Genomic DNA, 23,003 nt, shown 5'->3' on the forward strand with positions numbered 1-23,003 from the left:
CCGCCCGAGAACCGCTCCGGTGTACGCCGACACGACGCCCTTGCCGCAGCGTGAGCCGAGGAGGCTCAGCCCTTTACCGCTCCGGAGGTAAGCCCGGAGACGATGTAGCGCTGGAGCAGCTGGAACACCAGCACCGTGGGGATCGCGGTGAGCAGCGTGCCCGCCGCGAACATCCCGAAGTTGTTGTTGCGCTCGCCCGCGACCAGGCCGAACATGCCGACCGCGAGGGTCTTCGACTCGGGTTCGGTGAGGAACACGTTGGCGATGATGAACTCGTTGATCGACCCGATGAACGCGAGCAGGCCGGTCACCGCCAGGATCGGCGCCACCAGCGGCAGCATGATCCGGAAGAAGACCTGCACGTGCGACGCGCCGTCCATGGTGGCCGACTCGTCCAGCTCCTTCGGCAGCGTGTCGAAGAAGCCCTTCATCAGCCAGGTGTTCGCACCCAGCGCGCCACCCATGTAGAGCAGGAACAGGCCCCACGGGGTGTTGAACCCGATCGCCGGGTAGAGGTCGGTGAGCGTGGTGAAGATCAAGAAGATCGCCACGATCGCCAGGAACTGCGGGAACATCTGGATCAGCAGCAGTGCCAGCAGGCCGACCCGGCGCCCGGCGAAACGCATCCGGGAGAACGCGTACGCCGCGAGCGACGACAGGAAGATCGACGCGAAGCTGGCCACGCCCGCGAGCAGCAGCGAGTTGAGGAACCAGTGGCCGAACGCGGTGTTGTCGAACAGGTTGGTGAAGTTCTCCAGCGACGCCCCGGTCGGCAGCAGCTCGGTGGAGGAGAGCGTGCCGAGCGGGTTGAACGCCGCCGAGATCACGAACAGGATCGGGAAGAGGCTGAACGCCACAGCCACCACTCCGACCAGGTGCCGCCAGCCCACCTGGGCGAACCAGCGGCTGCGCGAGCGGCGGGCCGGCGTGCGGGTGCCAGTGGGTGTGGGCGTCTCCGCGATGGTGGTCACGAGTACACCTCCTCCTGCTTGCGGGTCCGCCGGAAGCTGATCGCCGACACCGTCGCCACGATCGCGAAGATGAAGATCGAGACGGTGGCGGCCAGGCCGAACTCGGCGCCCTGCGCGCCGAACGCGAGCCGGTACGTGTAGGTGATCAGCAGGTCGGTGGCGCCGTTCGTCGGGTTGTCCGGCGCGAACGGGCCGCCCTCGGTGGTGAACAGGATCGCGTTGACGTTGTTGAAGTTGTACGCGAACGACGCGATCAGCAGCGGCGACAGCGCCACCAGCAGCAGCGGCAGGGTGACCGCCCGGAACGACTGCCAGGGCGACGCGCCGTCGACCGAGGTCGCCTCGGTCAGCTCCCGGGGGATGGCCTGCAACGCGCCGGTGGCCACCAGGAACATGTACGGGTAGCCGAGCCACAACTGCACCAGCAGCACGGCGATCCGGGCGGACCAGTTGCCGCCGAACCAGTCGACGTTCAGCCCGAACAGGTTGTTGAGCAGGCCGAAGTCCGTGTTGAACATGTCCCGCCAGATCAACAGCATGGCGAACGACGGCATGGCGTACGGCAGGATCAGCACCATCCGGTAGAGGTTGGTGCCGCGCATCCGGGGTGAGTGCAGCGCGAGCGCGATGGCCATGCCGAGCAGGAAGGTCAGCCCGGTGGAGCCGATCGCGAACGCGAAGTTCCAGGCCAGCGTGCCGAAGAACGGGCCGGAGATGTTCGGGTCGGTGAGCACGGCGCTGAAGTTCTTCAGCCCGACGTCGACCTTCCAGCCCTGGGCGAGGCGCTCACCGTCGGCGGCGACGAAGGAGCCGGACCTCTCGTCCGCGGTCCACGTCTTGCCGGTCTCGCTGTCCTTGACGCAGTCGCATCCGGCGTCGTACGCCCGGATGGCCTTGCCCTCGTACGCCCGGGTCAGGCCGTTGGAGCGGATGGCGCCCTCGTCGGTGGGCACGACGAGCGCGGTGACCGCCTCGCTGCGGGCGCTGGCCTGTCCGATGTTCAGCAGGGTGTAGCCGTCCGCGGCGGTGATCTTGCCGCTGAGGCTGCTCACCTCGACGTCGGCGGCGTCGAGCTTGCGCAGCCCGCCCGCGTCGCCGGCGAAGACCTCCTTGGTCTTCGGGTCGCCGAGCAGGAACACCAGGTCACCGGTCGCCGGGTCGCCGGTGGTGGCGACGGTGAGGTTGTACTCGGTCGAGCCGGGCACCTGCTTCACCGAGGAGGTCTGCACGGCGACGATCGCGTCGTCCTTGCTGCCCCGGTGGCCGTCGCCGAAGTTCGTGAACGCGGTGCTCGCGGTGTAGAGCACCGGGAAGACCTGGAAGGCGATCAGGAAGAGGGTGCCGGGGACCAGGTACTTGGCCGGGATGTGCCGGCGGCTCAGGTAGAGGTAGAACAGGCCGGCGGTGGTGACCGCCAGGACGCCCAGCGCGATCCAGTGCTCGGCCTCGATGAGCGGGAAGGCCGCCCAGATCGCGATCCCGGCCACCAGGCCGAGCAGGATCACCTTGACGACGAGGCCGGTCGCGGTGATCGGCGCGTGTTGCCGCGCGGTACGGGACGTGCGCGGGAGCCCACGGCGTACGGGCTCCCGGCCCGGGGCCTGCGGTGCAGACCCCGGGCCGGACAGCGGCGCGCTCATTACTTGATCTGACCCTGGATGGTCTTGCCGGCGGCCGTGATCGTCTTGGCCGGGTCGGCGCCGCCGATGATGGCGGCCTCCGCCTTGCCGAACGGGTCCCAGATCGCGGCCATGGCCGGGATCGCCGGGAGCACCTGGCCGTTCTTGCCGGCCTCGGAGAACTTGGCCAGGTCCGGGTCCTCGCCCTTGACCTGGTCGAAGGCGGCGGTCAGCGCCGGCGGGCGCGGCTCGGCCTTGTACAGCGCGACGGCCAGCTCGGGCTTGGTCACGTAGTTGGTGACGAACTCCTGGGCCAGGGCCTTGTTCTTGCCCTTGGCGGCCACGTAGAACGCCTGGACGCCCACGAACGGCTGGGCCTCCTTGCCACCGGCGAAGCCGGGGACCGGGGAGATGTCGTAGGAGATGTTGGCCTTCTTGGCGTCGGCCACGGCCCACGGGCCGGAGACCAGGAACGCGCACTTCTTGCCGGTGAAGGTGGCGATGGAGTTCTCGCCGGTGATGGAGCGCTTCAGCGCACCCTCGCCCTTCTCACCCAGCTTGGCGATCTTCTGGAAGGCAGCGATCGACTCCGGCTTGCCCACGCCCAGGTCCTTCGGGTCGTAGTCGCCGTTCGCCGCGGTGCCGAACAGGTAGCCGCCGCCCGAGGTGTAGAGCGGGTAGATGTGGTACGCGTCGCCGTTCTGGCCGGACTGCAGGCACAGGATCTCGCTGGCCTTCTTCTCGGCCTTGAGCTTCTTGCCGGCGGCGACCAGGTCCTCGATCGTCTTCGGCGCCTCGGGGGCCAGCTCGGTGTTACGGATCAGCGCGACGTTCTCGGTGGCGTAGGGCACGCCGTAGAGCTGGCCGTTGAACGTGACCGCCTTGATCGCGGTCTCGTTGAAGCCGGACTTCTGCTCGGCCGGGAGCTGCACCGGGTCGATGGCGCCGTTCTGGACCAGGTTGCCGATCCAGTCGTGCGCGCCGACCACGACGTCCGGGCCGCTGCCCTGCTGCGAGGCGGTGACGAAGTTGGTCTGCAGGTCCTTGGAGACGGCCTGGACCTCGACGGTCACGCCGTTCTCCTTGCCGAACTCCTCGGCGAACGGCTTGAGCGCGGCCGTGCGCTTGTCGTCGGCCCAGATCACCAGCTTGCCGCCGGTCGCCTTGGCGGACTCGCCGGCGGCCGGCTTGTCGTCGCTGCCGCTGTCACCACAGCCGGAGGCGGCGAGCGCCAGGCCGAGGACGGCGACCACACCCGCGGTACGGATGCGCATCGGTACTCCTGTCGTCATGGCGGCCCGCCGGGGGAAGGGCGGCCCGCCAGTGGAAACCTCTGAAATTTCTTGCTGACCGGCGCCGAGATGCTGCGCCGCTGCTCTCGCATGTTGCGGGGACGTTAGCAAGAGGTTGCAGAGAATGGAAGGGCTTGCAGAAGTGTACGCAAGACTTTGCCGTTGGGCTAAAGTGCCGCACATGCGCGCTCGACTATCCGACATCGCCCAACAGGCTGAAGTCAGCGAGGCCACGGTGTCGCGGGTGCTCAACGACCGCCCCGGTGTGGCCCCCGAGACCCGGCAGGCCGTCCTGACCGCCCTCGATGTGCTCGGCTACGAGCGACCGGCCCGGCTGCGCAAGCGCAGCGCCGGACTTGTCGGCCTGGTCGTGCCGGAGCTGGACAACCCGATCTTCCCGGCGTTCGCCCAGATCATCGAGTCCGCGCTCGCCCCCACCGGCTACACACCGGTGCTCTGCACGCAGACGCCGGGCGGCGTCCGCGAGGACGAGTACGTGGAGATGCTGCTGGACCGGCAGGTCTCCGGCATCGTCTTCGTCTCCGGCCTGCACGCCGACACCGCGGCGGACCACGACCGCTACCGCACGCTGCTGGCCCGGCCGCTGCCGATCGTCATGATCAACGGGTACGCGCCGGGGATCCCCGCGCCGTTCGTCTCCTGCGACGACAGGGAGTCCGCCGAACTGGCGGTCGCCCACCTGGTCGCGCTCGGGCACCGCCGGATCGGCCTGATCACCGGCCCGGACCGGTTCGTGCCGGTGCAGCGCAAGGTCGCCGGCTACAAGGCCGCGATGGGGCGCCTGACCGACATCACCTCCGACGAGCTGTCCGAGCTGACCGAGCTGTCGCTGTTCGGCGTCGAGGGTGGCGAGGCCGCCGCCGGCCGGCTCATCGAGCGTGGCGTGACCGGACTCGTCTGCGGCTCGGACCTGATGGCGCTCGGCGCGATCCGGGCCGCCCGCCAGCGCGGGCTGTCGGTGCCCGGCGACATCTCCGTGGTCGGGTACGACGACTCCCCGCTCATGGCCTTCACCGACCCGCCGCTGACCACGGTGCGCCAGCCGGTCGCCGCCATGGCGGTCGCCGCGGTCCGCGCCCTGGTCGACGAGATCAACGGTCACCCCTCCCCCAACTCCGAATACCTGTTCCGCCCCGAGCTGGTGGTGCGCGGCTCGACAGCGGTGGCCAAGCCCGCGAGCCCGCCGGCCCGCCAGCGCCCCGCCACCCCTTCCCCCTCCCTCCCCATCCCCGCCTGACACCCCTCTCCTCTCCCCTCCCCGCCGCCGCACCCCCTCCTGCGGTTGATCAAGGAGTTCGCGGCCGAGTCGATCTCCATCCCGGACACAAACCCCTTGATCACCCCCTCGGAGCGGGAGAGCCGAGAGCGGGGCGCGAGAGGTGGGGCGTCTCGGGATGCGGGAGACGGGGCGGCGGGCGGTGGCGCCAGCCCGTGGGTGATGGCCGTCATTTCTTGCGCAAGGAATGCTTGACTCTTGCAGGGCCGTGGCGGCATTCTGCTCTGACACCCTGCGCCGCACCAGAAGCCGCCACAGAACGGGATCGACAGCGATGACCTCCGCCCCCAGCACCACCCCACGCACCGCCGACGACGACTGGTGGCGGTCCGCTGTCGTCTACCAGGTGTACGTCCGCAGCTTCGCTGACGCGAACTCCGACGGTGTGGGTGATCTCCAGGGCATCCGGCAGCGCCTGCCGTACCTGCGCGACCTCGGCGTGGACGCGCTCTGGCTGACGCCGTTCTACACCTCGCCGCAGGTCGACGCCGGCTACGACGTGGCCGACTACCGCGACGTCGACCCGCTGTTCGGCAACCTGACCGACTTCGACGAGATGATCGCCGACGCCCACGCGCTCGGTCTGCGGATCATCGTCGACATGGTGCCGAACCACACCTCGAGCGCGCATCCGTGGTTCACCGCCGCGCTCGCCGCCGGACCGGGTTCGCCGGAGCGCGAGCGCTACCTGTTCGCCGACGGCAAGGGCGAGCAGGGCGAGCTGCCGCCGAACGACTGGGAGAGCATCTTCGGCGGCCCGGCCTGGACGCGCGTGGTCGACGGCCAGTGGTACCTGCACCTGTTCGACCCGGCGCAGCCGGACCTGAACTGGCGCCACCCGGAGGTGCGGGCCGAGTTCGAGGACGTGCTCCGCTTCTGGCTGGACCGGGGCGTGGACGGCTTCCGGATCGACGTGGCCCACGGGATGATCAAGGCCGAGGGCCTGCCGGACGTCGGCTTCAACTCGATGACCACCGGCCAGCGCCAGTCCGAGCTGCTGGGCAAGGGCCGGCTGCCGTACTTCGACCAGGACGAGGTGCACGACATCTACCGCGACTGGCGCCCGATCCTGGACAGCTACCCGGGCGGCCGGATGGCAGTCGCCGAGGCGTGGGCCGAGACCCCGCAGCGGCTGGCCCGCTACATCGGCCCGGACGAGCTGCACCAGGCGTTCAGCTTCGACTTCCTCGACGCCACCTGGTCGGCCGACTCGTTCCGCAAGGTGATCGACACCGCGCTGGCCGAGGCGACGATCGTCGGCGCGCCCACCACCTGGGTGCTCTCCAACCACGACCGGCAGCGGCACGTCACCCGGTACGGCGACGGCGAGGTCGGCCTGCGCCGTGCCCGCGCCGCCGCGCTGCTGATGTTCGCGCTGCCCGGCTGCGCGTACGTCTACCAGGGCGAGGAGCTGGGCCTGCCGGAGGTGCTGGACCTCCCCGACGAGCTGCGGCAGGACCCGGCGTTCCGGCGTACCGGGGAGAGCCGGGACGGCTGCCGGGTACCCATCCCGTGGGGCGGCGACCTGCCCCCGTACGGCTTCGGGCCCGACGGCAGCGAGCTGAGCTGGCTGCCGGCGCCGGCGACCTGGCGGTCGCTGTCGGTGGCCGCCCAGACCGGGGTGCCCGGCTCGACGCTGGAGCTGTACCGGACCGCGCTGCGCACCCGGCACGAGCACCCGGCGCTGGCCGGCCTGGACGGGATCACCTGGCTGGAGACCGAGCCCGGCGTACTGGCGTTCCGCCGCGCCGCCGGGGACGCCGAGGTGACCTGTGTGGTCAACATCAGCGGCGCCGACGTGACGGTGAGCGGCCACGGCCGCCCGCTGGTCGCGAGCGCCGAGCTCACCGAGCGGGGCGACGGGCACGTCCTGCCGGTGGACGCGGCCGCGTGGTTCGAACGGCGTCCAGCCGGGTAACCCGCCATCGACCTGGCCGTCCGTTGTGCCCCGCGCCGACGGGCGGCTGGGCTGCCGACCCCTTGTGGTGGGGGGGTGAGGTGGCCCCGGCCCCTCGGGAGTCCGCTCCCGGGGGGCCGGTGTCCGTCCCGAGGGCCCGGGGTACCACCGGGGGATGACCGCACACGTCGCGCAGTACACCCTCGACGTCAGCGACCTGGACCTGATGGCCCGGTTCTGGTCGGCCGCCCTCGGCTACACCGTCTCCCAGGGCGACGACGGCAACGCGAAGCTCTACCCGCCGCCCGGCCGGCCCGGCCCGACCGTCTGGTTGCAGGGCAGCGGCACCCCGAAACGCGGCAAGAACCGGCTCCACCTGGACCTGGTCGCCGACGAGGGGCAGACGGCGGAGGTCAAGCGACTGATCGGGCTCGGCGCCCGGCTCGCCGACGTCGGGCAGACCGGCGCGGAGGGGTTCGTGGTGCTCGTCGACCCGGAGGACAACGAGTTCTGCGTGCTCGACGGGCCGCCGCGCTGAGCGTCCTCAGCCGCCCTTGGCGGTGAGCAGCGCGGCGATCCGGGCGAACCCGGCCCGGATCTCCTCCCGGTCGGGTGCCTTCGCCGGCTCGGGCTCCGGCTCGCGCTCGGCGGCCCGTTCCAGTTCCTCGTCGATGACGTCCTCGAAGTCGCCGTACAGGTCGGCCTGGTCGATCTCGGCCGCCTCGTCCTCGGCGGCGATCTGCGCGGCGGCGATCTCGCCCCGGATCTCCTCCGGCGTGAGCGCGGGCAGCAGCGGCTCCACCACCGCCATCAGCTGCTCCTCGGCCACCACCGCCTCGGCCAGCGCCAGCGCGTGCGCCCGCTCGTACGGGCCGCAGACCACCGGCTCCCACTCGTCGTCGGCGCCGAGCGGACCGAACGTGATGATCCACGGCAGGCCGAGCATCGGCGAGTCGTCCGGCAGGTCGAGTGTCACGAGTGCGCCCACCGGCCCATCATCGTCGGCCGGGATCCGCCCCGGGGAACGCATCGGCGGAGACTCCCCGCTCAGGGGACCACGCTCAGCCACGTGTACCGGCGTCCAGCGCCGCACGGACCAGGGCGACCGCCCGCTCCGGCGGGACGCCCAGGCGGCGCGCCTCGGCGGCGTACCCGGCGGCGGCCTGCTGCAACCGGTCGACGGCGTCGTCCCGCCCCGGCGCGACCACCGTGCCGTGCCGGCCGCGCGTCTGGACCAGCCCGGCGGCCTCCAGCTCCCGGTAGGCCCGGGCCACCGTGTTCACCGCCAGCCCCAGGTCCGCCGCGAGCTGCCGCACCGCCGGCAGCCGGGTGCCCACCGGCAGCCGCCCGTCGCCGATCCGCGCCGCGAACTGCGCCCGCACCTGCTCGTACGGCGGCACCGCCGACTCGGCGTCGATCCGGATCCGTGCGCTCATCCCGCCCCTCCCGGCGTGCCCGGTTCGGTCTCCTCGTCGAGCACGTCCGCCTCCACGTCCACCTCCCGGGCACCGCCCTCGGCCAGGTCCACCACCCGGCCGTACGGGCTGGTGGCGGCGAGCGCCGCGCCGAAGAGCACCAGCTGGTTGAGCAGGTAGAGGTAGAGCAGCAGGCCCACTGCGGTGGCGACCACGGTGTACGCGGGGTTCCGTTCGGTGCGTACCACGTAGTAGCGCCCCACTGTGTTCAGCAGGGTGATCCCGACGGCGATGGTCAGGATCGCCGGGCGCAGCCGGCGGCGGCTCATCCGCAGCCGGGGCACGGCGAGCAGCAGCGCGGCGGCGAGCACGGCGTTGACGAGCACGCTCAGCACCGCGCTGATCGTGGTCAGGCCCACCGAGCCGGTGCTGCGCAGCAGGAAGCGCAGCAGCGACTCCAGCGCGTCCACCGCGGCGACCGAGACGAACAGCAGCACGAAGACCGCGACCAGCACGCCCAGGTCGACGAGGCGGCGCACCACCAGGTTGCCGGGCTGCTGGTTGAAGCCGTACATCAGCCGCTGCGAGGAGCGGATCGCCTCCACCCAGCCGATGCCGGTGAAGACCAGGATGACCAGGCCGACCACGCCCACCGTGCCGCTGCTCTCGGCGATCTGGGCCGGGTCGAGAAACGGCAGGTTCTCCTCCAGGAAGTGCGCCGCGCCGCGGCTGACCTCCTCGTTGTCCCGCAGCACCGCGCCGAAGACCCAGTAAGCGACGAGCGCGAGCGCGAACACGGCGAAGAAGCCGTAGTACGCGATGGCGGCGGCGAGCCGCCCGGCGAGCAGGTCGGCGTAGAGCGTCCCGGCCCGCCAGACGTGGTCGAAGGCCGACGACCGGCCCCGGGCCGCGTCGATGCGGCGCCCCACCGCCGCCTCGATCCGGCCGAAGACGTTCACCCCGTCATCCTCGCCGATCTCCGCCCGTGGTGGAGGGGCCCCGGCCGGTCGGATGTTCAGCTCCGGCCGCCGAGCCGGAAGTCGCGGCGGGGCTGCCACCGGGTCGCGCCGCTGTGCGAGAACAGCGTGAACGCCTCCACCTGGAACAACGCGGAGAAGTCGGCCAGGTCCTCGTACGCCTTGTCGAGCACCTCGGCCGGCACGTCCTGCGCCACCGTGACGTGCGGGTGGTACGGGAAGCGCAGCTCGCGCCGCAGTTCGGGGGCCGAGTTGATGGCGGCGGCGAGCAGTTCGCACTCGCTGATCCCGGCCGCCACCGCCACGAAGACCACCTGGGTGACCGGGCGGAACGTGCCGGTGCCGCGCAGGTGCAGCGTGAACGGCAGGTGCGTGGCGGCGACCCCGGCCAGGTGCTCCTCGACGGCGGGCAGCGCGCGTACCGGGATCTCGGTGGGCCCGAGGAGGGTGACGTGCGCGGGTACGGCGAGTGGATCGCCGGCCTCGACCCGGCGGCGGGTGAGCATCCCGCCCCAGGGCTCGGGGACGTCGACAGCGATCCCGATCTGGATCGTGTCCGCGCCGCCCGGCGCCGTGTCACTGCCCGCCACGTCGCGTGCCATCCCTCCGGCCACCGGCTGCGTCACCCGTCTCCGCCCCTCCGGGCCGTTACTCGAACCGCACCGGCGGGAAGAAACCGACCCGCTCGTACGCGTCCCGCAGCGTCCCGGCGGCCACCGACCGGGCCTTCTCCGCGCCCCGCGCCAGCAGCTTGTCGAGCTGGGCCGGGTCGTTCAGGTAGGCGTTCGTGCGTTCCTGGATCGGCGTGACGAACTCCCGCACCACCTCGGCGAGGTCCTTCTTCAGGTCGCCGTAGCCCTTGCCGTCGTACGCGGCGACCAGGTCGTCGATGGAGCGGCCGGACAGCGCGGAGTAGATGGTGAGCAGGTTGGTGATCCCCGGCTTGCCCTCGGCGTCGAAGACGATCTCACGGCCGGTGTCGGTGACCGCCGAGCGGATCTTCTTGGCCGAGCGGGCCGGATCCTCCAGCAGGTCGATGATGCCGGCCGGGGAGGACGACGACTTCGACATCTTGGCCGTCGGGTCCTGCAGGTCGGTGATCTTTGCGGTGTCCTTCACGATGTGCGGGGCGGGCACCGTGAAGGTGCTGCCGAACAGCGAGTTGAACCGCTGCGCCAGGTCGCGGGAGAGTTCCAGGTGCTGCCGCTGGTCCTCGCCGACCGGCACCGCGTTCGCCTGGTAGAGCAGGATGTCGGCGGCCTGGAGGATCGGGTACGTGAACAGGCCGACGCTGGCCCGCTCGCTGCCCTGCTTCTGCGACTTGTCCTTGAACTGGGTCATCCGGCCGGCCTCGCCGAACCCGGTGATGCAGCCCAGCACCCAGGCCAGTTGCGAGTGCTCGGGCACCTGCGACTGCACGAACAGCGTGCTGCGTTCCGGGTCGAGGCCGAGCGCGAACAACTGCGCGGCGGCCACCCGGCTGCGGCGCTTGAGCACCAACGGGTCGTGCCCGGCGGTGATCGCGTGCAGGTCGACCACGCAGTAGTAGGCGTCGTGGCTGTCCTGCAACGCGACCCAGTGCCGCAGCGCGCCCAGGTAGTTGCCGAGGTGGAACGAGTCGGCCGTCGGCTGGATGCCGGAGAAGACGCGCGGGCGGGCGGGTACGTCGGACATGGCGGCAATTCTGTCAGCAAGCCCCGGCGTCCGTCATGACGGGCCGGTGGATCGGGCGGGTACGGACGGAAGCGGGCCGTTGAGCTCGCGGCGGGGCTCGGGCAGCCGCGCGGCGGAGACCGCCAGGCGGGACACCCGCCGGCCGTCGAGGGTGAGCACGCGCAGCAGCCAGCCCGCCGGATCGGCGACCACCGATCCGGTGGCCGGGTCGACAGCCACCGGCACCTCGTCGCCGGCTACCGGCAGCCGGCCCAGGGCGGCCATCACGTACCCGCCCACCGTCTCGTAGGGCCCGGCGGGCAGCGGCACCCCGGTGCGCTCGACGAAGTCGGCCAGGTTGAGCCGGCCGTCGACGACCGCGGGCAGGCCGGCGGGCTCCGGTTCGAGCGGGCCGTGCTCGTCGTCCCGGATCTCCCCGACCAACTCCTCCACGAGGTCCTCGCAGGTGACGATGCCGGCGGTGCCGCCGTACTCGTCGACGACAACGGCCAAGTGGTGGCCCTCCCGGCGCATCTCGGTGAGCGCCGCGAGCACGCGTTTGCTGTCCGGCAGGCGCTTGACCTCCCGGATCAGGTCGCCGACGAGCAGCGACCGGTCCGGTTCCGGCCGCAGCAGCACGTCGTGCAGGCGCACCAGGCCGACCACGTCGTCGTGGGTGCCGTCGACCACCGGGTAGCGGGTGTGCGGGTCGGTCCGGACCAGCCGCTGCGCCTGCGCCAGCGGCAGCGCCGCGCTGAGGAAGACCACCTCGGTGCGGGGCACCATCACCTCGCGGACGAGGCGGGCGCCGGCCACCAGCACCTCGTCGATGATCCGCCGTTCGTCCGGGTCGAGCAGCGTGTTGGCCGCGACCAGGTCACGCAGTTCGGCCTCGCTGATCCGCTCCCGCCCGGCGGTGGGGCTGGCCCCGAGCAGGGCGGTCACCAGGCGGGTCGCGCCGTCGGCGCCGCGCACCACGAGACGCGCCACGGTACGGGCCAGCGGGCCGGGTTCGCGTCGGGGCCGCCCCGACGGTCGCCGCCGGGGCCCGGGACCACCACCCTCCCGCATGAGATGGATGGTAGACAGCGGCCACCGTACGGGTGGCCGAATGTTCGAATCTGTTCAATCGTGAAGGATTATGATGGAATGGAGGCGCGCTCAACATGACAGCCGCGACCCCGCCCCCGGCCGTAGGGTGAGCGCGGGACGGCCGCCGCGGGACGCGGCCCAGGCAGGAGGACCGACGTGAAACTGCTCGTCACCGGCGGCGCCGGCTACATCGGCAGCGTGGTGACCCGGATGCTGCTCGACCACGGACACCGGGTGACCGTGCTGGACGACCTGCGCACCGGTCACCGGGAGGCCCTCGCCCCCGACGCCACCCACGTCGACCTGCCGGTGCACGAGGCCGCCCAGGTGCTCACCCCCGACGCCGGGTTCGACGGCGTGCTGCACTTCGCCGCCCTGATCGCCGCCGGCGAGTCGATGATCCGCCCCGAGCTGTACTGGCACAACAACACGGTCGGCTCGATCGCGCTCATCGACGCGGTCCGCGCCGCCCGGGTGCCCCGGATGGTCTTCTCCTCCACCGCCGCCGTCTACGGCAACCCCACCGAGCTGCCCATCCCGGAGACCGCCGTCAAGGCCCCCACCAGCACCTACGGCGCGACCAAGCTGGCCGTCGACATGGCGCTCACCTCCGAGGCGATCGCGCACGACCTGGCCGCCGTCTCACTGCGCTACTTCAACGTCGCCGGGGCGTACCTGCGCGACGGGCTGGCCATCGGCGAACGGCACGACCCGGAGACGCACCTCATCCCGATCGCGCTCGACGTGGCCGCCGGGCGGCGGGAGAAGCTCCAGCTCTTCGGCGACGACTACCCCACAGTCGACGGCACCTGCGTCCGCGACTACATCCACGTCGAGGACCTGGCCCGCGCCCACCTGCTCGCGCTGGACGCGGCCACCCCGGGCCGGCACCGGATCTACAACCTGGGCAACGGCAACGGCTTCACCAACCGGCAGGTGGTCGACGTGGTCCGCGAGGTCACCGGGCACCCGGTGCCGGTCGAGGTGGCTCCCCGCCGCGAGGGCGACCCGGCCGAGCTGGTCGCGTCCTCGTCGCTCGCCCGCGACGAGCTGGGCTGGACGCCGGCCAAGCCGACCCTGCACGACATGGTCGGCGACGCCTGGGAGTTCTACCGGGCACACGTCGCGGGGCAGCCCTCATGAACGTCGCCGACCGCGCCACGGCCGGCTTCCGGCAGCGGTACGGCGCCGAACCGGCGGGCCGCTGGGCGGCTCCCGGGCGGGTCAACCTGATCGGCGAGCACACCGACTACAACGACGGCTTCGTGCTGCCCTTCGCGCTGCCGCTGCGTACCGTCGTCGCCGCCGCGCCCGCCCCCGACGGCCGCTGGACCGTCTGGTCGGAGCTGGACGAGCGGCCGGTCGAGTTCGACGCGGCGGAGGCCGACGAGCCCGGCCGGGTCGACGGGTGGGCCGCCTACGTGGCCGGGGTGGTGTGGGCGCTGCGCGCCGACGGCCACGACGTGCCGGGCGCGCGGCTCGCCGTCGCCTCCGACGTGCCGGTCGGCTCCGGGCTCTCCTCTTCGGCCGCGATCGAGTCGGCGGTGCTGGCCGCCCTTGTCGACCTCGGCGACCTCGACCTGCCGGCCGAGCGGTGGCCCCGGCTCGCCCAGCGGGCCGAGAACGACTACGTCGGCGCGCCCACCGGGATCATGGACCAGTCCGCCGTGATCCGCGGCCGGGCCGGGCACGCGCTGTTCCTCGACTGCCGCACCGAGGAGATCGAGCAGATCCCGTTCGACCTGGACGACGCCGGGCTGGCCGTGCTGGTGATCGACAGCCGGGCGCCGCACCGGCACGCCGACGGCGAGTACGCCGCGCGGCGCCGCAGCTGCGAGCGGGCCGCCGAGACGCTCGGGGTGACCGCGCTGCGCGACGTCGACGTGGCCGGCCTCGACGCCGCCCTGGCCCGCCTCGACGACGACGAGACCCGCCGCCGGGTCCGGCACGTGGTGACCGAGAACCAGCGGGTGCTCGACACGGTCGCGCTGCTGCGCGCCGGCCGGGTCCGCGACACCGGCCCGCTGCTGACCGCCTCGCACGTCTCCATGCGCGACGACTTCGAGATCACCGTGCCGGAGGTCGACACAGCGGTCGAGGCGGCGCTGTCCGCCGGGGCGTACGGCGCGCGGATGACCGGCGGCGGCTTCGGCGGTTGCGTGCTCGCCCTGGTCGACGCCGGCGCCGCCGAAGCGGTGGCCGCCGCCGTCACCGAGGCGTACGCCGAGCGCGGCTTCACCGCCCCCGGCACGCTGACCGTCCTCCCGGCCGGCGGCGTCACCCGCCTCGGGTGAGGTGTAAGGAAGGGCCCCTTATTAACGCCTGCGGTAGAGGAAGGGCCCCTTGTTAACAGCGCACTGTTAACAAGGGGCCCTTCCTTACAACCCAGGGTCAGCCGGCCTCGACGATCATGCCGGCGCCGACCGTACGGTTCGTCGACTCGTCGATGATCACGAAGCCGCCGGTGGTGCGGTTACGCCGGTACTCGTCGGCCAGCAGCGGAACAGTGGTCCGCAGCCGGACCCGGCCGATCTCGTTGAGCTTCAGCTCACCGGCGGTCTCGTCGCGGTGCAGCGAGTTGATGTCCAGCCGGTAGTGCAGCCCGCGCACGATCGCCCGCGCCGAGCGGGTCGTGTGCTTGATCGCGTACTTGCCGCCGACCTGCAACGGCCGCGTCTCGTCCATCCAGCAGATCATCGCCTCGATGTCCTGCACGGCCATCGGGGCGTTGTTCGGCCGGCAGATCATGTCGCCGCGGGAGATGTCCAGCTCGTCGGTCAGCCGGACCGTCACCGACATCGGCGGGAACGCCTCGTCCACCGGGCCGTCGGCGGTCTCCACCGCCGCGATCCGGCTGGTGAAGCCCGACGGCAGCACCATCACCTCGTCGCCCGGCTTGAGCACGCCCGAGGCCACCTGACCGGCGTACCCCCGGTAGTCGGTGACGGTGGTGGACTGCGGCCGGATCACGTACTGCACCGGGAACCGCACGTCGACCAGGTTGCGGTCCGAGGCGATGTGCACCCGCTCCAGGTGGTGCAGCAGCGACGGGCCCTCGTACCACGGCATGTTCTCCGACCGGGTGACGATGTTGTCGCCCTGCAGCGCGGAGACCGGCACCACAGTCAGGTCCGGCACGTCGAGCTTCGCGGCGAACGCGGTGAACTCGTCCGCGATCCGCTCGTAGACCTCCTGCGACCAGTCCACCAGGTCCATCTTGTTGACGCACAGGACCAGGTGCGGCACCCGCAGCAGCGAGCAGAGGAACGCGTGCCGGCGGGACTGCTCCACCAGGCCCTTGCGCGCGTCCACCAGGATCAGCGCCAGGTCGGCGGTGGAGGCGCCGGTGACCATGTTCCGGGTGTACTGGATGTGCCCCGGGGTGTCGGCGATGATGAACTTCCGGCGCGGCGTGGCGAAGTAGCGGTACGCCACGTCGATCGTGATGCCCTGCTCCCGCTCGGCACGCAGGCCGTCGGTGAGCAGCGCCAGGTTCGTGTACTCGTCGCCCCGGGCCGCGCTGACCGCCTCGACGGCGGCGAGCTGGTCGCTGAACAGCGACTTGGTGTCGTAGAGCAGACGGCCGATCAGCGTCGACTTGCCGTCGTCGACGCTGCCCGCGGTGGCGAACCGCAGCAGGTCCATCGGCCGCGCGGTCTCGCTCTCGGCCGGGGCCAGGGTCTCGACGCTCATCAGAAGTAGCCCTCTCGCTTGCGGTCCTCCATGGCGGCCTCGCTGACCCGGTCGTCACCGCGGGTCGCGCCGCGCTCGGTGATCCGCGTGGCGGCCACCTCCTCGATCACCTTCTCCACCGTGTCGGCGTCCGAGCGGACCGCCGCGGTGCAGGAGGCGTCACCCACGGTCCGGTACCGCACCTGGGCCTTGAACGGCTGCTCACCGGCGCGGGCCCGGAAGAACTCGTTCACCGCGTAGAGCATGCCGTCGCGCTCGATCACCTCGCGCTCGTGCGAGTAGTAGATCGACGGCAGCGGGATCCGCTCCCGCGCGATGTAGTGCCAGACGTCCAGCTCGGTCCAGTTCGACAGGGGGAACACCCGGATCGACTCGCCCGGGTGGTGCCGGCCGTTGTAGAGCGCCCACAGCTCCGGACGCTGGTTCTTCGGGTCCCACTGGCCGAACTCGTCGCGGAAGCTGAACACCCGCTCCTTGGCCCGCGCCTTCTCCTCGTCGCGCCGGGCGCCGCCGAACAGCGCGTCGAAGCGGTGCTTCTCCACCGCTTCCAGCAGCACCGGCGTCTGGATCCGGTTGCGCATGCCGTCGGCGGACTCGCGGACCAGGCCCTTGTTCAGCGCCTCCGGCACGCTCGCCACGATGAGCTGCAGGCCCAGCTCGGCCACCCGCTGGTCGCGGTAGTCGAGCACCTCGGGGAAGTTGTGCCCGGTGTCCACGTGCATCACCGGGAAGGGAATGTTGGCGGGCGCGAACGCCTTCTGGGCCAACCGGAGCATCACGATCGAGTCCTTGCCGCCGGAGAACAGCAGCACCGGCCGTTCCATCTCGGCGACGACCTCGCGCATCACGAAGATGCTCTCCGCCTCGAGCGCGTCGAGATGCGACACCTGGTACGCGGCGGGGGACGTCATGACACGAACTCGATTCGCTCGGATCCGTACATCGGATTCCAGACCTTTCAGGTCGGAGTCGTGAGGAAGAACGCTCAGGTTACCCGGAATGCCGCTGCAACGCTGCAAGCAACCGACTCGCGAGATCCTTGCGGCAGACCAGCAGATCCGGTAGGCGCGGGTCGGCCCCGTTGTATTTCAGCGCAGAACCGTCGATCCGGGAAGCATGCAGACCGGTGGCCGTCGCCACAGCGACCGGAGCGGCCGAATCCCACTCGTACTGACCGCCCGCGTGGATGTACGCGTCGACCTCGCCGGTGACCACGGCGGCGATCTTCGCGCCCGCCGAGCCCATCGGAACCAGATGAGCGCCGACGTCCTCTGCCAGGTCGGTCAGGAAAACCGGCGGACGGCTACGGCTGGCCGCCAACCGGATGACCCGCGCGCCGCCCCCGGTGGCCGCCTCCACTGTCATCGGCGGATACGCCGGCGGGTGGTCCGTGCCCAGCACCCGGTGCTGCGCCGGCAGCGCCACCGCGCCCGCCACCAGGCCGTGCGACGCCGAGGCGTTACGCGACCAGAGCGCCACGTGCACCGCCCAGTCCGCGCGCCCCTCCTCCGCGTACTCCCGGGTGCCGTCCAGCGGGTCGACGATCCAGACGCGGTCCGCGTTCAGGCGCGACAGCGCCGCGTCGGTCAGCTCGGCCGTCCGGGCCAGCCGCGAGCCCTCGTCCTCCTCCGACAGCACCGCGTCCGCCGGCCGCCACTTCGCCAGTTCGGTCCGGATCAGGTCGTGCGACACCTTGTCACCGGCCGACCGGAGCGCGCCCGCGTCGGCGAAGCCCATCTCCGCGCGCAGTTCCGTCAGCGCCTGACCGGCCCGGGACGCCAGCCACCGGGCGAACCCGCCGTCGATCATCGGAGGACTGCCCATGATGCTCCCGTCGCCGACCTTCGCTCCCGTCAACCGAGGCGCAGACTACCGGCCGCCGGTCAGCCCCCGTGGTAGAGGTTCTGCGTCGGCTCCACGCCCTTGAGAACCACCGACTCGACCACGTCCGCCGCGCGGTCCACCAGGAACTCCAGCTCCTTGCGCTCCGGCGGGGAGAAATCCGAGAGTACGTAGTCAGCCGGGTCCTGCCGGCCCGGCGGCCGGCCGATGCCGAACCGCACCCGCACGTAGTCCTTGGTGCCGAGCGACTTCGACATCGAGCGCAGGCCGTTGTGCCCGCCCTCGCCGCCGCCGCACTTCACCCGCACCTGCCCGTACGGGATGTCCAGCTCGTCGTGCACAGCGATCACGTGCGCCGGCGGGATCTTGTGGAACTGCGCCAGCCCGGCCACCGGGCCGCCGGAGAGGTTCATGTACGTCAACGGCTTGAGCAGCACCAGCTTCGGGCCGCCGAACCCCAGCCGCCCCTCGGCGGCCTCGGCCATCGCGCGCTTGTGCCGCCCGAACTTCGCGCCCACCCGGGCCGCCAGCAGGTCGGCCACCATGAACCCGACGTTGTGCCGGTTGTTCGCGTACTCCCGGCCGGGGTTGCCCAGGCCGACCACCAGCCACGGTCCCGCCTCGTCCGTCACCCGACGCCCCTTCCCGCTCGCTTCCGACCAGCCGTCCCGATACGCCGACAGGCGCCCCCGGGAACGGGGACGCCTGTCGCACAGCCTTGCGGACCGGTCAGGCCTCGGTCTTCGCCTCGGCCGGGGCCTCCTCGCCCTCGGCGGCCGGAGCACCCTCGGCACCCTCGGCGGTCTCCTCGCCGGCCTCGGCCTCGGCCTCCTCGGTGGCCTCCTCGACCTCGGGGAGGGTGGCCTCGAGCTGCTCGGCGGTCGGAGCGGCGGTCACCGAGGCGACAGCGGTGCTGTCGTCGGTGGCCAGCTCGACGCCGGACGGCAGCTCGACGTCGGCGGCGGTGATCGTGGTGCCCGGCTCGGCGCCCTCGATCGACGCCTCCAGGTGGTCCGGCACCTTGGTCGCGTCGGCGGTCACCGACAGCGTGTCGTGGTCGTGCACGATCAGGGTGTCCTTCGCGGCCTCACCGGTCAGCTGGACCGGGACCTCGACGGTGACCTTCTCGCCCCGGCGGACCAGCAGCAGGTCCACGTGCTCGAAGGTGTCCTTGATCGGGTCACGCTGGATCGCCTTCGGCAGCGCCAGCACCTGCGTGCCGTCGCTGACCTCGATCGCGAAGAGCTGGTTCGCGCCGCCCTTGCGGATCGCGGCGGCGAACTCGCGCGCCGGAAGCGCGATGTGCTTGGGCTTCTCGCCGTGGCCGTACAGCACGGCGGGCACCTTGCCGGCCCGGCGGGTACGACGGGCACCACCCTTGCCGAACTCGGTACGGGGCTCGGCGCTGATCTTTACCTCGGACACGGGGAAACTCCTGATGCTTCGCTGCGGCGGCTTGTCGTCTGGCGGTGCTGGGGCGAGGGGCTCGCTGGGGCTAGGGTCATGAACGACCGCCCGGAGCACCGCGTCGATGACGGCGCCTCCGTGCGGTGCTTGTCAGCAGCCCGCCGGGCACCCTCGCCGTGGCAACCGCACCAGTCTACCCGAGGGAATTCCCGGCTCTCCGGCAGTCCCCCATATCACCGCCCCGCCGGTTCCGCAGGGCATCGGCCCGGCCGCCGGAGCACCGGCGACCGGACCGGAACGGTCAGCTCAGGCCACCGAACAGGGTGGTCACCGAACCGTCGTCGAAGACCTCCCGGATCGCCCGCGCCAGCAGCGGGGCGATCGACAGCACGGTCAGCTTGTCCAGCTGCTTCTCCGACGGCAGCGGCAGCGTGTTCGTCACCACGACCTCGCTGATCGGGCTGTTCTTCAGCCGCTCCGTGGCCGGGTCGGACAGCAGCGCGTGGGTCGAGGCGACCACGATCTCCGCCGCGCCCTGCTCCTTGAGGATGTCCGCCGCCTTGGTGATCGTGCCACCGGTGTCGATCATGTCGTCCACGATCAGGCACACCCGGCCCTCGACCTCACCGACCACCCGGTTCGCCACCACCTGGTTCGGCTTGAGCGGGTCGCGGGTCTTGTGGATGAACGCCAGTGGGCAGCCGCCCAGCCGGTCGGTCCAGCGCTCCGCCACGCGGACCCGGCCCGAGTCCGGCGCGACCACCGTCATCGGCCGGCCCGCGTACTTGTGCTCCACGTACTCGGCCAGCACGTCCATCGCGAACAGGTGGTCCACCGGGCCGTCGAAGAAGCCCTGGATCTGCGCGGTGTGCAGGTCGACGGTCAGGATCCGGTTCGCGCCGGCGGTCTTCAGCAGATCCGCGATCAGCCGCGCCGAGATCGGCTCCCGGCCACGGTGCTTCTTGTCCTGCCGCGCGTACGGGTAGAACGGCAGCACCACGGTGATCCGCTTGGCCGAGCCGCGCTTCAGCGCGTCGACCATGATCAGGGTCTCCATGACCCAGGTGTTCACGCCGTGCGTCACGGACTGCACCACGAAGGCGTCCGAACCACGGACCGAATCCTTGTACCGTACGAAGATCTCGCCGTTGGCGAAGTCGTACGCGTCGGCCGGCGTCGGCGCGACGCCGAGCACCTCACCGATCTCCTTGGCCAGCTCCGGAAAACCCCTCCCGGAGAAGAGCATCAGGCTCTTGCGGTTTTCGGCGACGATGCTGCCCATGGGCCCGTCTGCTCCCGTATGTCGGTGGTGCCCGGCGGCGGTGGGGCCGGGGACTGTTCGGTTGCAGTATGCCCCCGGTTCAGCGATCCACCCACAGCCCGCCGATCCCCGTGGGTTCAGTCACCTTCGCTTGCGGCGCCGCCCGTGTCCGGCACACTCTCACCGGCCCGCCGCGCCGCCTCGGCGGCGTCCGTGCCGGCCCGCTTGCGCAGCACCCAGCCCTCCACGTTGCGCTGCTGGCCACGCGCCACCGCCATCGCGCCCGGCGGCACGTCCCCGGTGATCACCGAACCGGCAGCGGTGTACGCGCCGTCGCCGACCCGCACCGGCGCCACGAACATGTTGTCCGCTCCGGTACGGGCGTGGCTGCCGATGGTGGTGTGGTGCTTGCGCACCCCGTCGTAGTTGACGAAGACGGTCGCCGCGCCGATGTTGCTGTGGTCGCCGATCGTCGCGTCACCCACGTACGACAGGTGCGGCACCTTCGAGCCGTCACCGATCGACGCCTTCTTGGTCTCCACGAACGTGCCGACCTTCGCCTTGCGGCCCAGCCGCGACTCCGGCCGCAGGTACGCGTACGGGCCGACGCTCGCCTGCGGGCCCACCTCGGCGCCGAGCGCGTGGCTGCGCACGATGCTCGCCCCCGCGCCCACCACCGTGTCCACGAGCGTGGTGTCCGGGCCGACGAGCGCGCCCTGGCCGACCGCTGTGGCACCCTGGAGCTGCGTGTTCTGGTCGATCACCGCGTCCCGCTCGACGGTCACCGTCACGTCGATCCAGGTGGTGTGCGGGTCGAGGATGCTGACCCCGGTACGCATCCAGCCCTCGTTGATCCGGTCCCGCAGCAGCCGGCGCAGCGCGGCCAGCTCGACCCGGTCGTTGCAGCCGAGCGTCTCCACGTGGTCGGCGGCGCAGTGCACGGCCACCGGCTCACCGGCGTCACGCAGCAGCGCGAAGACGTCGGTCAGGTACTCCTCGCCCTGGTCGTTGTCGGTGGAGAGCTTGCCCAGCGCCTCCCGCAGCCGGGCCGCGTCGAACGCGTAGATGCCCGCGTTGATCTCCCGCAGGGCGCGCTGCTGGGGGGTGGCGTCGCGCTCCTCGACGATCTGCTCCAGCCGCCCCTGCACGTCCCGCACGATCCGGCCCAGGCCGGTCGGGTCCGGCACCTCGGCGGCCAGCACCGTCGCCGCGGCGGCGGCCTCCTCGTGCGCCTCGACGAGCGCCTGGACCGTCTCCGGCCGCAGCAGCGGCACGTCCCCGTTGATCACCACGACCGTGCCGGTCGCGTCCGGCACCGCGTCCAGCGCGATGCGTACCGCGTGCCCGGTGCCGAGCTGCTGCTCCTGGAGCACCGGGGTGGCGGCCGGGGCGACCTCGGTCAGGTGCTCCCGTACCCGGTCGGCGCCGTGGCCGACCACGACCACGGTGCGGTCCGCGCCGAGCGGGCCGGCCGCGGCCAGGACGTGACCGAGCAGGGTACGGCCGAGCAGCGGGTGCAGCACCTTGGGCAGGGACGACTTCATCCGCTTGCCCTCACCGGCGGCGAGCACGACAACGGTGCGGAGGTGGGGCTGGGACACGACGTGCTCCCGTCGGGACGGCGACAGTCTCGCGGTCATGCTAACCACGCGACGGAGGGCAAACAGCAGAAGCTCCCGGGAGAGGATTCGAACCCCTATAATCAGGACCAAAACCTGACGTCCTGCCATTAGACGACCCGGGATGGTCGAAAACGGGCAAACAGCATCCACCCGCCGGCTGCCTACACCTTACCGGTCACGAGGTGGATCTTCATCGCTCATTCCTTTCATGATCCCTTCGATCCTCCAGTAGAGCCGGACCCCGCCGACGACCTGCACGGTCAGGCAGCCGTGGTAGTCGACGCCCCTGTTCTTGCGCGTGGTCAGCGGTCGATGCCTCTTGATCGTGGTGGGCTGAAAGCTCTCCGCCGGCACGCCCACCCGAGCCGCCCACCAGCGCACCGCGGCCGCGTCGTCCGCCGTCTCGTGGATGCTCACCCGGAACCTCCGGTTCCTCTGCCGGCACCTCGACGACGTCCAGGAAGCGCAGAAAGAGCATCACCAGCAGTGGATCACTGTTGACGAACTTGATCCGGCAGTCGTTCGGACGCCACGGCTTCGCCTTGCCGCCTTCGCACCAGTAGATCGCCGCACCGATCAGCATCAGCTCGCGCCGATCGATCTGCCGCACCCACTCCGCCGACGCCGCCACCACCTCAGCCCGGACTGCGTCTCGCGCCGCCCGATGTGCGCTCCACTGAGCGTCAGCCCGCGCCCGCTGGGCGATCCGCCGGCGCCGGCGCACCAGTTCCGGGTCCAGTGGCAGATGCCGAGTCCACAGATATGCCGTGGACTTCGAGACGTCGAGCGCCCTGGCGATCTCCCCCACCGGGCAGCCGGCTCGCCGCAGAGCAAGCGCCTGCGCGTGCAGTTCCGGCTTCCAGCCCCGATAAGGGCGTGAACGGGGATTGGACTCCTCAGCGACCACGGCCGCAGATTAGAACGGGCGTACGACAGCGGCCGGTCTGACCGCGAGCGCCGCACCT

The 23,003-nt window shown here is 71.4% G+C and carries 21 protein-coding genes, 1 tRNA gene and 1 pseudogene; 5 read left to right on the plus strand and 18 right to left on the minus strand.

The window, feature by feature from the left end; all coding sequences use genetic code 11:
* Positions 1-65: 65 nt before the first annotated feature.
* Genes AB0B20_RS22330 through AB0B20_RS22340 form a run of 3 tightly spaced genes read right to left on the minus strand, consistent with a single transcriptional unit; the run spans position 66 to position 3,864 of the window.
* Positions 66-971, minus strand: coding sequence for a sugar ABC transporter permease (locus AB0B20_RS22330; protein ID WP_357381446.1), 906 nt, complete (start codon positions 969-971; stop codon positions 66-68).
* The gene (locus AB0B20_RS22335) at positions 968-2,611 is read right to left on the minus strand and encodes an ABC transporter permease subunit (RefSeq protein WP_357381444.1); all 1,644 of its coding nucleotides are present in this window, start codon (positions 2,609-2,611) and stop codon (positions 968-970) included. The genes AB0B20_RS22330 and AB0B20_RS22335 overlap by 4 nt, the downstream gene beginning before the upstream one ends.
* Positions 2,611-3,864, minus strand: coding sequence for a maltose ABC transporter substrate-binding protein (locus tag AB0B20_RS22340; RefSeq protein ID WP_013283972.1), 1,254 nt, complete (start codon positions 3,862-3,864; stop codon positions 2,611-2,613). The genes AB0B20_RS22335 and AB0B20_RS22340 overlap by 1 nt, the downstream gene beginning before the upstream one ends.
* A gap of 199 nt (positions 3,865-4,063) precedes the next feature.
* On the opposite strand from AB0B20_RS22340, the gene AB0B20_RS22345 reads away from it, so the two are divergent.
* The 3 genes from AB0B20_RS22345 to AB0B20_RS22355 all read left to right on the plus strand — a co-directional run bounded on the left by AB0B20_RS22345 (position 4,064) and on the right by AB0B20_RS22355 (position 7,614).
* Positions 4,064-5,140 (plus strand): LacI family DNA-binding transcriptional regulator, encoded by a 1,077-nt coding sequence (locus tag AB0B20_RS22345; RefSeq protein WP_357381441.1) that lies wholly within the window; start codon positions 4,064-4,066, stop codon positions 5,138-5,140.
* A 313-nt stretch (positions 5,141-5,453) separates the two neighbouring features.
* Positions 5,454-7,097 (plus strand): glycoside hydrolase family 13 protein, encoded by a 1,644-nt coding sequence (locus AB0B20_RS22350; protein ID WP_357381439.1) that lies wholly within the window; start codon positions 5,454-5,456, stop codon positions 7,095-7,097.
* 154 nt (positions 7,098-7,251) lie between these two features.
* Positions 7,252-7,614: a VOC family protein gene (locus AB0B20_RS22355; RefSeq protein WP_357473059.1), complete on the plus strand. Its 363-nt coding sequence runs from the start codon at positions 7,252-7,254 to the stop codon at positions 7,612-7,614.
* Positions 7,615-7,620: 6 nt separating this feature from the next.
* On the opposite strand, the gene AB0B20_RS22360 is transcribed toward AB0B20_RS22355, so the two are convergent.
* From AB0B20_RS22360 to AB0B20_RS22385, 6 genes are all read right to left on the minus strand, one after another.
* Entirely contained in the window at positions 7,621-8,064 is a 444-nt protein-coding gene (locus tag AB0B20_RS22360) for a hypothetical protein (protein WP_043326791.1), read from the minus strand.
* Positions 8,065-8,137: 73 nt separating this feature from the next.
* Positions 8,138-8,512, minus strand: coding sequence for a GntR family transcriptional regulator (locus AB0B20_RS22365; protein WP_174534838.1), 375 nt, complete (start codon positions 8,510-8,512; stop codon positions 8,138-8,140).
* A complete protein-coding gene (locus AB0B20_RS22370; protein ID WP_357381431.1) occupies positions 8,509-9,450 on the minus strand; it encodes a YhjD/YihY/BrkB family envelope integrity protein in 942 nt (313 codons plus the stop codon). Before AB0B20_RS22370 ends, AB0B20_RS22365 begins: the two co-directional genes overlap by 4 nt.
* Before the next feature lie 56 nt (positions 9,451-9,506).
* Positions 9,507-10,070 (minus strand): 2'-5' RNA ligase family protein, encoded by a 564-nt coding sequence (locus AB0B20_RS22375; RefSeq protein WP_357473167.1) that lies wholly within the window; start codon positions 10,068-10,070, stop codon positions 9,507-9,509.
* Between the two features lie 46 nt (positions 10,071-10,116).
* Complete coding sequence (gene trpS / locus AB0B20_RS22380; protein WP_357381429.1) at positions 10,117-11,142, minus strand: tryptophan--tRNA ligase; 1,026 nt, start codon at positions 11,140-11,142, stop codon at positions 10,117-10,119.
* A 33-nt stretch (positions 11,143-11,175) separates the two neighbouring features.
* Positions 11,176-12,192, minus strand: coding sequence for a hemolysin family protein (locus AB0B20_RS22385; protein ID WP_357381427.1), 1,017 nt, complete (start codon positions 12,190-12,192; stop codon positions 11,176-11,178).
* A 177-nt stretch (positions 12,193-12,369) separates the two neighbouring features.
* Here AB0B20_RS22385 and galE point away from each other — a divergent pair, with 177 nt between their 5' ends.
* Complete coding sequence (galE, locus tag AB0B20_RS22390; protein WP_357381425.1) at positions 12,370-13,356, plus strand: UDP-glucose 4-epimerase GalE; 987 nt, start codon at positions 12,370-12,372, stop codon at positions 13,354-13,356.
* Positions 13,353-14,507, plus strand: a complete 1,155-nt coding sequence (galK, locus tag AB0B20_RS22395; RefSeq protein ID WP_357381423.1) for a galactokinase — start codon at positions 13,353-13,355, stop codon at positions 14,505-14,507. Before galE ends, galK begins: the two co-directional genes overlap by 4 nt.
* Before the next feature lie 97 nt (positions 14,508-14,604).
* On the opposite strand, the gene AB0B20_RS22400 is transcribed toward galK, so the two are convergent.
* The 9 genes and pseudogenes from AB0B20_RS22400 to AB0B20_RS22440 all read right to left on the minus strand — a co-directional run bounded on the left by AB0B20_RS22400 (position 14,605) and on the right by AB0B20_RS22440 (position 22,945).
* Positions 14,605-15,906, minus strand: a complete 1,302-nt coding sequence (locus AB0B20_RS22400) for a GTP-binding protein (protein WP_013283961.1) — start codon at positions 15,904-15,906, stop codon at positions 14,605-14,607.
* Positions 15,906-16,817 carry a sulfate adenylyltransferase subunit CysD gene (cysD, locus tag AB0B20_RS22405; RefSeq protein WP_357381420.1) on the minus strand — a complete coding sequence of 304 codons (912 nt, stop codon included), beginning with the start codon at positions 16,815-16,817 and terminating at the stop codon, positions 15,906-15,908. The genes AB0B20_RS22400 and cysD overlap by 1 nt, the downstream gene beginning before the upstream one ends.
* A 79-nt stretch (positions 16,818-16,896) precedes the next feature.
* Positions 16,897-17,730 carry an inositol monophosphatase family protein gene (locus AB0B20_RS22410; RefSeq protein ID WP_357381418.1) on the minus strand — a complete coding sequence of 278 codons (834 nt, stop codon included), beginning with the start codon at positions 17,728-17,730 and terminating at the stop codon, positions 16,897-16,899.
* A gap of 59 nt (positions 17,731-17,789) precedes the next feature.
* The gene (gene pth / locus AB0B20_RS22415; protein ID WP_357381416.1) at positions 17,790-18,380 is read right to left on the minus strand and encodes an aminoacyl-tRNA hydrolase; all 591 of its coding nucleotides are present in this window, start codon (positions 18,378-18,380) and stop codon (positions 17,790-17,792) included.
* A gap of 97 nt (positions 18,381-18,477) precedes the next feature.
* On the minus strand, positions 18,478-19,173 hold the full coding sequence (locus AB0B20_RS22420; protein ID WP_357381414.1) for a 50S ribosomal protein L25/general stress protein Ctc: 696 nt from the start codon (positions 19,171-19,173) through the stop codon (positions 18,478-18,480).
* A 283-nt stretch (positions 19,174-19,456) separates the two neighbouring features.
* Positions 19,457-20,437, minus strand: coding sequence for a ribose-phosphate diphosphokinase (locus tag AB0B20_RS22425; RefSeq protein ID WP_030501163.1), 981 nt, complete (start codon positions 20,435-20,437; stop codon positions 19,457-19,459).
* A 56-nt stretch (positions 20,438-20,493) separates the two neighbouring features.
* A pseudogene (glmU, locus tag AB0B20_RS22430) lies at positions 20,494-22,056 on the minus strand (bifunctional UDP-N-acetylglucosamine diphosphorylase/glucosamine-1-phosphate N-acetyltransferase GlmU); the annotation flags it as partial.
* 33 nt (positions 22,057-22,089) lie between these two features.
* Positions 22,090-22,160: transfer RNA gene (locus AB0B20_RS22435), tRNA-Gln, on the minus strand.
* A 68-nt stretch (positions 22,161-22,228) separates the two neighbouring features.
* Positions 22,229-22,945, minus strand: a complete 717-nt coding sequence (locus AB0B20_RS22440; protein WP_357473065.1) for a hypothetical protein — start codon at positions 22,943-22,945, stop codon at positions 22,229-22,231.
* Between the last annotated feature and the right edge of the window lie 58 nt (positions 22,946-23,003).

Origin of the sequence: Micromonospora sp. NPDC049151 (assembly GCF_040648395.1) — a bacterium.
GTDB lineage: Bacteria > Actinomycetota > Actinomycetes > Mycobacteriales > Micromonosporaceae > Micromonospora.